General features: G+C 69.4%; 9 protein-coding genes. 5 read left to right on the forward strand and 4 right to left on the reverse strand.

Features of this window, described 5'->3' with window-relative positions; all coding sequences use genetic code 11:
* Nucleotides 1-17: 17 nt before the first annotated feature.
* From POL67_RS40645 to POL67_RS40660, 4 genes are read left to right on the forward strand one after another with little or no spacing between them, the layout of a single operon-like run.
* Nucleotides 18-1,499 (forward strand): radical SAM protein, encoded by a 1,482-nt coding sequence (locus tag POL67_RS40645; protein ID WP_271926314.1) that lies wholly within the window; start codon nt 18-20, stop codon nt 1,497-1,499.
* A 1-nt stretch (nt 1,500) separates the two neighbouring features.
* Entirely contained in the window at nt 1,501-2,244 is a 744-nt protein-coding gene (locus tag POL67_RS40650) for an SDR family NAD(P)-dependent oxidoreductase (RefSeq protein ID WP_271926315.1), read from the forward strand.
* Nucleotides 2,244-3,551 (forward strand): aspartate aminotransferase family protein, encoded by a 1,308-nt coding sequence (locus POL67_RS40655; RefSeq protein ID WP_271926316.1) that lies wholly within the window; start codon nt 2,244-2,246, stop codon nt 3,549-3,551. Before POL67_RS40650 ends, POL67_RS40655 begins: the two co-directional genes overlap by 1 nt.
* Entirely contained in the window at nt 3,548-4,264 is a 717-nt protein-coding gene (locus POL67_RS40660) for an SDR family NAD(P)-dependent oxidoreductase (RefSeq protein ID WP_271926317.1), read from the forward strand. Before POL67_RS40655 ends, POL67_RS40660 begins: the two co-directional genes overlap by 4 nt.
* 7 nt (nt 4,265-4,271) lie before the next feature.
* On the opposite strand, the gene POL67_RS40665 is transcribed toward POL67_RS40660, so the two are convergent.
* The 4 genes from POL67_RS40665 to POL67_RS54470 all read right to left on the reverse strand — a co-directional run bounded on the left by POL67_RS40665 (nt 4,272) and on the right by POL67_RS54470 (nt 11,328).
* Entirely contained in the window at nt 4,272-5,753 is a 1,482-nt protein-coding gene (locus tag POL67_RS40665) for a sensor histidine kinase (protein WP_271926319.1), read from the reverse strand.
* Nucleotides 5,754-5,918: 165 nt separating this feature from the next.
* Nucleotides 5,919-7,211 carry a PAS domain-containing protein gene (locus tag POL67_RS40670; protein WP_271926321.1) on the reverse strand — a complete coding sequence of 431 codons (1,293 nt, stop codon included), beginning with the start codon at nt 7,209-7,211 and terminating at the stop codon, nt 5,919-5,921.
* Nucleotides 7,212-7,381: 170 nt separating this feature from the next.
* A complete protein-coding gene (locus POL67_RS40675) occupies nt 7,382-7,909 on the reverse strand; it encodes a hypothetical protein (RefSeq protein WP_271926322.1) in 528 nt (175 codons plus the stop codon).
* Between the two features lie 11 nt (nt 7,910-7,920).
* Complete coding sequence (locus tag POL67_RS54470; RefSeq protein WP_271926323.1) at nt 7,921-11,328, reverse strand: serine/threonine-protein kinase; 3,408 nt, start codon at nt 11,326-11,328, stop codon at nt 7,921-7,923.
* Nucleotides 11,329-11,454: 126 nt separating this feature from the next.
* On the opposite strand from POL67_RS54470, the gene nudC reads away from it, so the two are divergent.
* Nucleotides 11,455-12,300 (forward strand): NAD(+) diphosphatase, encoded by an 846-nt coding sequence (gene nudC, locus POL67_RS40685; protein ID WP_271926324.1) that lies wholly within the window; start codon nt 11,455-11,457, stop codon nt 12,298-12,300.
* The last annotated feature ends 84 nt before the right edge of the window (nt 12,301-12,384 follow it).

A 12,384-nucleotide genomic window follows, 5' to 3' on the forward strand; every position in this document is an offset into this window, starting at 1 on the left:
CGTATCCTCGAACCATCATGCAGGCCGAAGGGCGACTTCTCCACGAAACCACGAGCCTTTGCAAGGTGTGCAAGGACGCCCTCCCGGCCCGCGTCGTGGCGACACCGAGCGGCGAAGCCTGGATGCAGAAGCGCTGCCCGAAGCACGGCGCGCAGGAGGTGCGCCTCTCGACGAGCGCCGCCTGGTACGAGCGCACGCGCGCCATCGTCCCGAAGGAGGCGCGCCCCGCGAAGATCCGACGCCCGATCGAGCATGGCTGCCCCTTCGATTGTGGCCCGTGCGAGAGCCACACGCAGAAGGTCCGTTTGCCCGTCGTCACCATCACGAGCGCGTGCGACCTCGACTGCCCCATCTGCTACGTCCACAACAAGAACGACGACGCGTTCCACATGAGCCGAGAGGAGTTCGCCCGGGTCCTCGATCACCTCGTCGAGGATCACGGCGGCGACCTCGACATCGTCAACCTCACCGGCGGCGAGCCGCTCCTGCACCCGCACCTGCTCGAATTCGTGTCGATGGCCCGCGCGCGCGGCATCCACCGCGTCAGCGTGTGCTCGAACGGCGTGCGCCTCGCGCGGGACGAGGACTTCGTCAAGCGCCTCGCCGATCATGGCGCGCGTATCGCGCTCTCCTTCGACACCTTCGACAAACACGTCGATCGCGCCTTGCAAGGCGCCACGCTCGTCGACCTCAAGGCCCGCGTTTTGGAGCTCCTCGACAAACACCAGGTCGACACGACGCTCATCCCCGTGATGACGCGCGGCTACAATGACAAGGAGGTCGGCCGGATCATCCGCATGGGCCTCGAGCTCTCCTGCGTGCGCCACCTCGAAATCCACACGATCACGTACACGGGGCAAGGCGGCGTCTCCTTCGATCGCTCGGGCCGCATGTCCATGCTGGAGGTCCTCGAGTCCATCGAAGAGACGACGGACGGCCTGCTCCGCGCCTCCGATTTCGTGCCTTCGCCGAGCGCGCACCCGCTCTGCTACCAGATCGCCTATCTCCTGCTCGACGACGAGGGCGGCCCGGCGCTCCCGTTCCTGCGTTTCCTCGATCCCGATACGATGTACGATTGCCTCGCCGACCACCTCTACCTGGAGCCGGGCACGCGCCTCGAACGCGCGCTGCAGGACGCGATCGACATGCTCTGGGCGCGCGGGGACGAGGGCGACGAGCGGGGCCTCAAGCTCCTCGACAACCTCGTCCGCAAGCTCTTCCCGAAGGACAAACGCCTCTCGCCGGCCGAGGCGCTGCGCATCTCGGAGCGCGCCGCGAAGGCCGTCTACGTGCACTCGCACATGGACGAGGAGACGTTCGACGTGGAGCGCACGTACCAATGCTGCGATTCGAACTGTTATGCGGACGGCTCGACGATCCCCGTCTGCAATTACAACATCCTCTACCGCGACAAGGAGGCGCGCTTCATGGAGAAGCCGCGCGCCTGGGGCGAGCGCGCGGGGAGGCGCTCGCTCCCGCTCGTGCAAGGGGGAAAGTGACATGACGCGCCTCCTCGAAGGAAAACGTTGCATCATCACGGGCGGTACGCGGGGCCTCGGCCTCGCGATGTCCGTCGCGTTCGCGCGCCACGGGGCCCGGGTGGCGCTCACCTACCACAAGGACGACACGAGCGCGGAGGACGCGAAACGCGCTGTCGCCGCGGCGGGGCCCGAGCCGCTCGTCTTCAAAGGCTCGGTCGCGGACAGCGCGCATGTAAAGTCCACGGTCGCGGCGGTCGTCGCGGCGTTTGGCGGCGTCGACGTGCTCGTGAACAATGCGGCGATCACGCAGGTGCTCCCCATTTCGCTCCTCGAAGAAGCGGACTGGGACGAATTGATGGACGTCAACGTGAAGGGCGTCTACCTCTACAGCCGCGCCGTCCTGCGCCACATGATCCGGGCGAAGCGGGGCAGCATCCTCAACATCGGCAATTTCGCCTCCGAGCGCATCATCGAGTCGCCGATCCATTACGCCGCCTCGAAATCGGCGCTGCGCGGGCTCACGGAGGCGCTCGCGCGCGAGGTCGGCCGGTACACGATCCGGGTGAACCTGCTCGCGCCGGGGCTCGCCGAGGTCGGCATGGCGCAGGGCCTCCCGCAGCACCGGCAAACGGAGTACCTCGACAAATGCCCGCTCGGCCGCCTCGCGCGGGCCGACGAGGTCGCCGAGATGGCCGCGTTCCTCGTCTCCGATTCGAACTCCTTCATGACGGGCGCCAAGGTGGTGCTCGACGGAGGGCTCTAGTGGATTCGTACGACGACATCCTGCGGCGCGGCTTCGACGAGTATCGCGAATTCGTGAACCCCCTCATCGCGCAGCGCGCCGCGCTCGCCGGCGAGCCCATCAAGCTCGTCCGCGCCGAAGGCGGCGTCCTGTACGACGACGAGGGACACGCCGTCGAGGATTTCCACGGCACGCAGGCCTTCGGCCATCGCAACCCGTACATTGCCGACGCGATCCGAAGATACCTCGACTCCGACGCGCCCTCCTGGTACCCCGCCCGCGTCAATCCCTTCGCCGGCCGCCTCGCGCGGAGGCTCTGCGAGCGCGCCGGGTATTACGACAACGCCTTCTTCGCCTGCACCGGCAGCGACGCGGTCGAGGCCGCCCTGAAGCTCGCCCGCGCGCTCACGAGACGCCCGCGCCTCCTCGGCCTCGAAGGCGCGTACCACGGCTGCACCTTCGGCAGCGTCTCGCTCATGACGAAGGGCTACCTCCGTGATCCCTTCGCGCCGTTCGTCGAGGGCGCCGAGCACGTGCCTTTTGGCGACGTCGATGCGCTCGCGAAGGCCCTCGCGCCCGGCGACGTCGCCGCCATCGTCGTCGAGCCGATCCAGGGCGAAGGGGGCGTGCGCGAATTGCCAGCGCCGTTCGTCGAGGCGCTCTGCGAGCTCACCGAAAAACACGGCACGTTGCTGGTCGCCGACGAGGTCCAGACCGCGCTCGGCCGCACGGGCCGGGGTTTCCTCGCCACTGCGAGCTGGCCACGCCGACCCGACGTGGTTCTCCTCGCCAAACACCTCGGCGGCGGCATCACGCCGATCTCTGCGATGCTCACGAAACGGGAGACCTTCCTCCGCGCCTACGGCGACCATTTCGCCTCGGGCGAGAGCCACAACACGACGATGGGGTTCAATGCCCTCTCCTCTGTCGCCGCGCTCGCCGCGCTGGACCTCCTCACCGACGAGCGGATCGAACGCGTCGGGCGGCTCGGCGCGAAGCTCAAGAAAGGCTTGTCGGACACGCTCGCTCGTTCGCCGCTCTTCCGCGAGGCGCGCGGCGCGGGCTTCATGCAGGGCGTCGCGCTGAACAGCCCCGATCACCCGTGGCTCTCGTTCGAGCATTTTGGCTTCGAAGACCTCGGCCAGAAATCGATCATCTCCCCGCTCGTCTGCCACAGGCTCTACCGCCGCGGCTATTTCTGCTTCACCTGCGGCCACGACTGGAGCCTCTTCCGCCTCCAGCCGCGCTTCGACATCCCCGAGGAAAAACTCGACGCGTTCGTCGTGGCCGTGGCCGAGGAGCTCGACTACATCGAGGGGCTCGGATGAACGAATCCAAACGCAAAGCGCTCGTGCTCGGCGGCACAGGCGCGGTCGGGAGCGCCGTCCTCGCCGAGCTCCGGCGCGCCGGCATTCCTTCCGCATTCACATACCACCACGACGAAGCCCGCGCCTGCGCGCTCGAAAACGAGCTCTCGGCGCGCGCCCTCCGGCTCGACCTCGCCGATCCCGCCTCCCTCGGTCGCCTCGCGGCCTCGCTCGAAGCCGAAGGCGCGCTGCCCGACGTCGTGATTCATTGCGCCGCCATCGTCCGCACCGCACGGGTCTTCGACGCGACGGACGACGACTGGGAGGCCATGTTGGCCATCAATGCACGCTCGGTCTTCCAGGTTTGTCGCGAATTCGGCCGGCGGCTCGAAGGTCACGGCGGCGACCTCGTCTTCGTCTCTGCGCTCGATCGCACGCAATCGCTCCCCGTGCCCGCGATCTTCGCCGCGTCGCAAGGCGCGACGTCCGCACTCGTGATGGCGGCGGCCAAGGATCTCGGCCCGCGTGGCGTGCGCGCGAACGTCGTGGCCCTGGGCCTGCTCGACGCCGGAATCGGCAAGGAGCTCGATCCGAAGCTCGCCGACGAATACCGCAGCTTCAGCGCGCTCCGGCGTCTCGGGACGCCCGAGGAGGCGGCCCAAACGATCACGTGGATCGCGCTGCACAACACCTACGCGAACGGAAAGGTCCTCAGCGCGAACGGCGGGATCTGATTCGCCTTCACGCCGAGCGCCGTGCCCGTTCGTGGCGCAGCAAGGGCAGGCGAATGCGGAACGTCGTGCCTTCCCCGCGCCGGCTCTCCACGTCGACGCGCCCGCCGTGGGCCTCGACGATTTTCCGCGCGACCGAGAGCCCGAGCCCGACCCCGTGCGCCACCTTGCGCGTCGAGGCCGCGCGATGAAAGGGCTCGAAGATCCGCTCGATCTCCCCCGGCTCGATCCCGACCCCCTGGTCCGAGACGGCCACGATCGCCTCCTCGCCGTCGCGATCCGCCGTGATCCGGATCTCGCCGCCCGTGGGGGAATACTTGATCGCATTGCCGATCAGGTTGTCGAGGACCTGCTCGACCCGCGCCTCGTCGACCTCGCATACCAACGTTCCCTCGGGGATCACGAGCGAAATACGGTGATTCGGCGAGGTCGAGGCATAAAGCTCGACGGAGTCGTGGAGGAGCCGGCAGAGATCACAGGGTTTCCTCGATAACTCGAGCTGGCCGGCCTGGATGCGCGTGGCTTGCAGGAGATCGTCCGTCATCCGGGCCAGGCGATCGATTTGCCGATCCACGATGGTCAGCGTTCGGAGCACGCGCGGCTCCGTGGAAGGCGCGCTTCGCGCGAGGACGGTGGTGGACATCTTGATCGCCGTGAGCGGGTTGCGGATGTCGTGCGCGACGGCCGCCAGCACGGCGATCTGCTCCTCGCGTTTTCGCGCGATCGACGCGGCCATTTCATTGAACACCGCCCCGAGCTCCCGGATCTCGACGGGCCCGATGTCGGGCGCGCGTGTGTGATCGTCGCCGCGCGCGAACCGCTCGATGGCGCCCCGCAGCGCGGAGAGCGGGACGTAGATCTGGGTGCGCGCGCCCTGCACGAGCGCGAGCACGAGCAGGAGCAGACCGCTGATGACGACGATGCTCACCGTATCGAGCGCGTCGTCCCAGAACGACGCGCTCTTCCGCGCGTTCTCCGCGTCCGCCAGGTTGATCGTGACGAGCTCGGCGGCCTTCGCCAGTGCGTCGTCGAAATCGAGCTGCGTCTGCTGCAATGCCTGCTCGAGCGGCAGGCCGGCCCGCTCCATCCGGTCCCGCGCCGTGAAATACGTCTCCGTCCGGCTGGAGAGCTCGCCGAGGACCTGCTCTTCCATGTCGCTCCCGACGTGCGCCTCGGCCTCGACCAGCCGGTCCTGAACGGCTCGATGGACCGCCTTTCGCTGGTTGTCCGGCTCCATGCCGTCGCGCTCGGCGGCGTGCTCGGCGAGGCGCCCGTAATGCAGGAGCTCGAGCTCCACGTCACGCGCGAGGCCGGCGCCCATCATGGCATTGTCGAGCCGAGCCGTGTTTCGATGCAGGACCGCGGTCGAGAGAAACAGCGACACCGCCGAAAGGATGACCAGGAACGAGAGTGCGGCGATCGCCAGGGAGAGAAGCCGGCTCAGCCGCAATGGGCGCCCCCAATGCCACCGTGTATTGCGCTCGCGATCCATACGCCAAGCATGATTCGACGTGGCCGGGGCCGCCAACCTCCCCCGCAGCCGGCCCTGGTCGAGAAACGTTTGGCCGGGCAAGGCCATGCTTGCCCCAACGCGATCGTATTGGCGCGTTCTTCAGCATTTCCGCTGGCAGGAGCCAACCCCGCCGCCCGCCCCCGCTCACCCGCGGCGCGATACGGCCTTCATCGCGCGATCGATACCAACCCTGAGGCTGCTCGTCGTCATGATGTTTCCGAACTCTGCGCCCAGGCCGACGAGGGTCTGCGCGACCTCCGCGCGAATGCCGCTGAGAATGACCTCGGCGCCGAGGAGCCGCGCGGCTTGTGCGGCGCGGAGCAAGGCGCTCGCGACCTGCGTATCCACCACGGCGACGCCGGTGATATCGAGGATGGCCACGGCTGCGCCCGTGCGGCTGACGCCTTCGAGCAACGTCGTGAGGACTTGCTCGGCTCGCTCGGGATCGAGCGCGCCGACGAGCGGCATCGTGAGGATCCGATCGGTGATGGGGATGAGGGGCGTCGAGAGATCCGCGAGCCTCTGGCGTTGCGCTTCGATGATCTCGTTTTGCTCCATGGTCTCGCGCAGGAGCTCCTCGGCTTGCCTGCGGTCGCTGATATCGCTCAGCGTGCCGATGAAACCCTCGATCTCGCCTTCCGCGTCCCTCAACGGCACGGCCCTCGCGCTGACCCAGCGCAGGCTCCCATCGGGCAAACAGAACCGGAAGTCGACGGTTTGCTTCTGCTCCCCTGCTCGTATGACCTCGGACCATTTCTCGACGACCTCTTTCACATCGTCGGAATGGAGCGCCCGGAGCCATCCATCTCCCAAGGCCTCACGGGCGGGGACGCCGGTGACGGTCGACCAGTAGTCGTTGACGAACCTCGTGCGTCCTTCGACGTCGGTCTCGAAGACCGCGACGGGCAGGCGCAGCGTGATCGAGCGGGAGCGCTCCTCGCTCATGCGCAAGGCGCGCTCCATTTGTCGTTGCTCGGTGACGTCGACGCAGCAACCGATCCACTTTCGAATGCTACCGTCTTCGAGCACGTGCGGGACGCCGATCGACCAGTATTGGTGATAAACGCCATCGTGGCGCCGCAAGCGAAATTCGACGTCGTAGACGCCACGGGTGGCGACGGCATTTTGCCAGGCCATGGCCGCTTCGGCGCGATCCTCTGGATGCAAGGCATCGGCCCAGCCGATGCCCTGGAGCTCCTCGACGCTTTGCCCTGTGAACTCACACCATTGCGGGGACGCGAGGCCGGTCGAGCCGTCCGCGTTCGTCGACCACGACATCTTCGACACGGCCGCGACCAGCGCGTGAGATTGCGCGGCGCTCATGCGAAGCTCGTGCCGCTCCTGCTCGAGCTCGGCGACCTTTGCTTCGAGCGACGCGATCCGCTCGCGCAGCGCGCTCATCTCGTCCGCATGGCTGTCAGTCGTTTCGTGGGCCATTCGATGACCCTACCACGATCGGACGCCGTGGGAAGCGGGTGCCGGGTCCGCGCGTGCCAGGCACGATGCCCTCCTTACCAACCGCCAAGAACATGACGATTTTCCGCGCGAATTCCGTGCTCGAAACGGGCTCCAATCCGAACCCGCTTGCAACGTATCGCTCTCGCGCCTCAGACTGCCCACGCAGCCGCGAGCGCAATCGTCCGCGCGTGGACCTCGACATTCTCCAGAAAGCTCCGGCGCAGCTCGGGCTCCCCGATTCGATCGGCGCTCCGCAGGATCTCCGCCCGGGCCTTTTCAATCGCCGCCCGCGCCTCCCCCTTCGCGCCCGCCGCCCACAGCACCTCCGCGTGGACCAATCGCACGAGTTTGTCGAGCGTCTCGTGTTTCCCGCTCTCGACGATCGCATTCGCGCGCCGGGCCTCCACGAGCGCCTCCTCCACGCGCCCGAGCGCCACGAGCGCGCGCGCCCGCGACGCCATCGCCCCCGCGCGGAGCGGCGGCACGTTCGACAACGTCGCCTCCGCTTTGCGCGAAAGCGCCTCGGCCTCCACGAAATCACCCCTGCGATAAGCAATCCCCGATCGATGCACCTCCGCCGCGCCCGCGATGCGGTGCCCGCCGTGCGCCCGGCCCTGCTCCTCCGCGCGCGCCGCCTCGATCGAAGCCTCCGCGAGCCGACCTCGCTCCGAAAGCACGCGCGCCAGATTCAAATGGCACGCGGCCTCCACCGTCCCGAGCCGCATTCGTTGCGCCGACGAGAGGCACGTCGATAACACCTCCTCGGCCCGGTCGAGATCGCCGAGCTCGGCGCAGACGTGCCCCAGGTTGATCCGCTCCACGCACGCTTGCCGCACGTGCCCCGCGCTCTCGAACAGGGCCATCGAGCGCACGTAGCCGCGCCGCGCCCCGAAAGGTCCCCCTCGTGCAACGCGCGAAATGCCCGGAGCTGCCCGATGCGCCCCACGGCATAAGGTTCGAGGTCCCGGACCCCGCTCGCGAGCGCCAGTGCCCGCTCCGAGACCCGCGCCGCCCGCTCGGTGCGGCCCGCCTGCAAGAGCAATGTAGCGCCGGGACAAATGCACGCGATCTGCGCGCTCCGCGCCTCGCGGGACGCTTCGAGCGCGAGCGCCTCGTCGAGCCAGCGCTCCACCTCGTCCCACGCCGCGCGCCGCCCCGCCGACGACACGAGCTCCCCGATGGCGCGGAAATACGCGCACGAGCCGCGCGACAAAAGCGCGACCGCCTCCCTCGCCCACGACGAGCCCCGCTCCGCGTCCCCGCGCCACCGGCTCGCCTCGGCCTGCACGAGCCGCAGGCTGCCGAGCACCTCGCCCTCCGCGCGCCTCGCCCCGAGCTCTGCCCGCTCGATCGCCGCGTCGAAATCATTGCCCACGAGCGCCTGCTCCGCTGCCCGCAGCCACCAGCCCATCGCGAGCTCCGGCTCGCTGCCTCGCTCGAAGTGTGTCGCCACGAGCGCCGCGTCCGTCTCGCCCGACGCGCCCAGCCACTCGGCCGCGAGCTTGTGCCCGCGCGTGAGATCCTCCGGCGACAGCATCGCATACGCCGCCTCGCGCACGAGCGCGTGCCGGAACGCGAGGTCGTCGCGCGACGCCCGCGCCGGATCCGGGCAGCGGATCAGCACTTCACGCTCCACGAGTTCGTCGAGCGCGTCCGAGACGAGCGCCGCGTCACCCCCGCAAAGCGCGCGCACGCCCGCCGGGGAGAAACGCTCGCCGAAGATACTTGCAGCTCGAAGGACCCGCTTCGACGCCCGCCCGAACGCGTCGAGGCGGGCCTGCACGAGCCCCAGCACCGAGTCGGGCAGCCCCTCCTTGCCCTCGGCCGCGGCGCGGATCATCTCCTCCAGGTAAAACGCATTGCCGCCCGCGCGCTCGGCCACGAGCCGCACCACGGCCGGATCCGCGCCCGCGCCGAGCACCGCGCGCGCGAGCCGCTCGCAGGCCTCCGGGCGCAATGCGTCGACCCGCATCACCGTGGTGCGCTCCTCCTTCGCGAGCGACGGGAAAAGCACGTGCACCTCGGGCCGCGCGAGCGCGAGCACGTAGAGCGGCATGTCGCGCGCGATCGCGACCACGGAGGTCACGAGCTTGACGGTCGGCAGATCCCCCCAATGCAAATCTTCGAGCAGGATCAACACCGGCGCGCGCGCGCATTCAGCCGCGATCCAGTCCTCGAAGGCCATCCGCGTCGCGTCGCCCATCAGCGCCGGATCCGAGCGCGCGGCCCGCAGCGCGGCGCTCGCGGCGCCCGGCGCGGCCGGCACTTGCCCGAGCTCGCCCAGGAAATCGACCAGGCGGCCCACGTCGACCGGGCTCACGAGCGGCCCAATACGCGCCTCGATCTTGCGGCGTTGCGCCTCCGGCGGCTCTCCCTCGACGATCCCCGCCGCCCTGCGCACGAGGTCGGCCATCATCGCGTAGGGCGAACCCGCGCGCAGCGACTCGCCCCGGCCGAGCAGGATCGTCGGCGCCTCGGCGCGCCCCGTGACCCGCGTCGAGATCTCCCAGCGCAATCGCGATTTGCCCACGCCCGCGGGCCCCGTCACGAGCGCGAGCCGCGCGGCCCGCTCCGCGACGCACGACGTGTACATCGTTTCGAGCATCGCGAGCTCCGGATCCCGCCCGACCGTCGGCGTCGCTCGACCGAGCAGCCGCGGATACGCGGGCACGTCCGCGCCAATCTCGCCGCGCAGGAGGAACCCTCCGTGGATCTCCTCGACCGCGAGGAGCGCGCCCACGAGCCGCGCCGTCGGCGCATCGAGCACGATCGCCTCCCCGGCCCCGGGCGGACGAAGCCCCGATCCGCGCTCGATCACGTCCGCCGAAAGCCCCGTCTCGCCCACGCGCGCGCGCGACGTCGCCACAGCAATCCGCACGCCCGGCACCCGCGCCCGCACCGAAAGCGCGAGCCGCGCGCCCCGCAGCGCCTCGTCCCCGGCCGACGCGGCGCTGCCGAACACGACGATCACCTGATGGCCGAGCGTACCATGACAAACGCCTCCGAGCTCCCCCGCGGAAAGCTCCAGCGCGAGCCGCCCGGCCGTCCTGTCCGCGGCGGCCGAGAGATCTGCGAAGACCGCGGTGATCACGCGTTGCTCGCCGCGCCCCGAGAGCAGCTCGCTCGCGGGCCTCGGCGGGACCTTCACGGGGGACACGGGCGCGAGCCCCGAAGAGGGCATCGACGGATCGGCCTGCACCTCGGCCCACGACGGCGGCGGCGACGACCCGCGCGCGCGCCGGGCGAACTCAATCGACACGCGTTCGAGCGCGCGGGCCATTTCGAGCGCCGAGCCGAACCGCTCGGCGGGGTTTTTCGCCAGCGCGCGCGCCACGAGGGCCGAGAGCTCGGCGGGCACGTCCGGGCGCGCCACGTCGATCGGCGGCGGCTCGTGCAGCACGATCTTCGCCAGCACGATGAGCGTTCGGTCCCCGGTGAACGGGCGTTTCCCGGAGGCGAGCTCGTACAGCACGATCCCCAGGGAAAACAGGTCCGAGGCCGCAGTCACGTCCTCCTCGCCGCGGGCCTGCTCGGGCGACATGTAGACAGGCGTCCCGAGCCGGCTGCCCCGCTCCGTCAGGGCCCGTTCGCCCGAGGCGCGCGCGACACCGAGGTCGATGAGCTTCACCGGCGGCGACCCGACTTCGGCGAGCCGCGCAACGTCGCCCACGACGAAGAAATTCGCGGGCTTCACGTCCCGGTGCACGATGCCCTGCTCGTGCAGCGCGTGGAGGCCGAGCGCCGCGCGCCGGGCGATCTCCACGGCGACCTCGACCGGCAGCGGCCCGCGCCCGAGCACCTGCGCGAGGTCCGTGCCTTCCAGCCATTCGAGGGCAATGCACGGTTTGCCCTGCCTGTCCATCCCTTCGGCCACGAAGCGGACGACGTGGGGGCTCGTGGTGCACGCGAGATATCGCGCCTCGCGGTGAAAACGCTCGCGCAGCTCGGCGCTCGCGCCCTCGTCGAAGAGCCGCTTGATGGCCACGAGGCCGCCGGTCGCATGGTCCCGGGCGCGGAGCACTTCCCCAAAGGAGCCCTTGCCGACACGCTCGAGGATCTCGAACCGTCCGCCGATCACGCGCTCGAGCGCCCCCATGCAATCGTGTCCCCCTCATCTGCCCGCCGCCCGTCGGCGTGTTGGTTCCCCCGACGAAAAATACCGGAGGATCGATCCGCGGTAAAGCGTGGCCTTGCTACGATGGCGCGCGAGGTCTCTCGCCCCATGATCAAAATACCTCGTTTCCGCGCCGATCCCGCGATCCGTGGCGCCCCGGCGCTCGGCCTTTGGTTCGCGTATCGCGGCGACGATCTCCTCGTTCGCCTCGTGGAGGGCGCCACGCCCGCGCCGCCGTTCCCGCACGACGTCCCCCTCCTCGAAAACCTCGGCGAGCTCGGCCTCGCGCCTGTCCGCGTCCAGCCGCTCGGCTGGCGCGACGCCGTGCCTTGTCGCTCGGCCGAGCTCCCCCCCGACGCGCCCGTCCCGCCTGGTTTCGCTTACGTATCGCTGCGCCGCCTGCACGGCCGCATCGATCCGGACGTCGAGGCGGCCGCGGGCACGGCGTATCAGGTGCAGTACTGGGACCGGACGCACCAGTTCTGCGGAATATGCGGCGCGCCGCTCGACCTCGAAATCGGCCGTCGCTCGAAGCGCTGCACCCGCTGCGCGCACCAGCATTTTCCGCACGTCACGCCGGCGATCATCGTCCTCGTCGAGGACGGCCCGCGCATCCTGATGACCCGGCAGCCTCGTTTTCCCCCCGGCATGTACGGCCTCGTCGCGGGGTTCGTCGAGCCGGGCGAGACGTTCGAGGCCTGCGCCCAGCGCGAGACGCGCGAGGAGACGGGCATCGAAATCGACGATATCCGTTACTTCGGCAGCCAGCCCTGGCCTTTCCCGCACCAGATCATGGTCGGCTTTTTCGCGCGCCGCGCGGGCGGCGAGCTCGTCGTCGATCACGACGAGCTCGAAGAAGCCGCGTGGTTCGACCGGAATGCCCTCCCCAAGCTCCCGCCTCCGCTGAGCATCGCGCGCAAGCTCATCGACGAATGGCTCGCGCAACGGCAGTGATAGGAATCACCTCGGCGTAGCCTGTATCCACCATCCCCAACGATGCCCACCCGCGGGGCATCATGTCGACTCTCGCCGAAACAT

Origin of the sequence: Polyangium mundeleinium (assembly GCF_028369105.1) — a bacterium.
Classification (GTDB): Bacteria; Myxococcota_A; Polyangia; order Polyangiales; family Polyangiaceae; genus Polyangium; species Polyangium mundeleinium.

What these genes read in the sequence shown, in the direction of transcription:
- nudC (WP_271926324.1), top strand. Translation starts at nt 11,455, where the DNA reads ATGATCAAAATACCTCGTTTCCGCGCCGATCCCGCGATCCGTGGCGCC.
- POL67_RS54470 (WP_271926323.1), bottom strand. Translation starts at nt 11,328, where the DNA reads ATGGGGGCGCTCGAGCGCGTGATCGGCGGACGGTTCGAGATCCTCGAG.
- POL67_RS40665 (WP_271926319.1), bottom strand. Translation starts at nt 5,753, where the DNA reads ATGGATCGCGAGCGCAATACACGGTGGCATTGGGGGCGCCCATTGCGG.
- POL67_RS40645 (WP_271926314.1), top strand. Translation starts at nt 18, where the DNA reads ATGCAGGCCGAAGGGCGACTTCTCCACGAAACCACGAGCCTTTGCAAG.
- POL67_RS40650 (WP_271926315.1), top strand. Translation starts at nt 1,501, where the DNA reads ATGACGCGCCTCCTCGAAGGAAAACGTTGCATCATCACGGGCGGTACG.
- POL67_RS40670 (WP_271926321.1), bottom strand. Translation starts at nt 7,211, where the DNA reads ATGGCCCACGAAACGACTGACAGCCATGCGGACGAGATGAGCGCGCTG.
- POL67_RS40660 (WP_271926317.1), top strand. Translation starts at nt 3,548, where the DNA reads ATGAACGAATCCAAACGCAAAGCGCTCGTGCTCGGCGGCACAGGCGCG.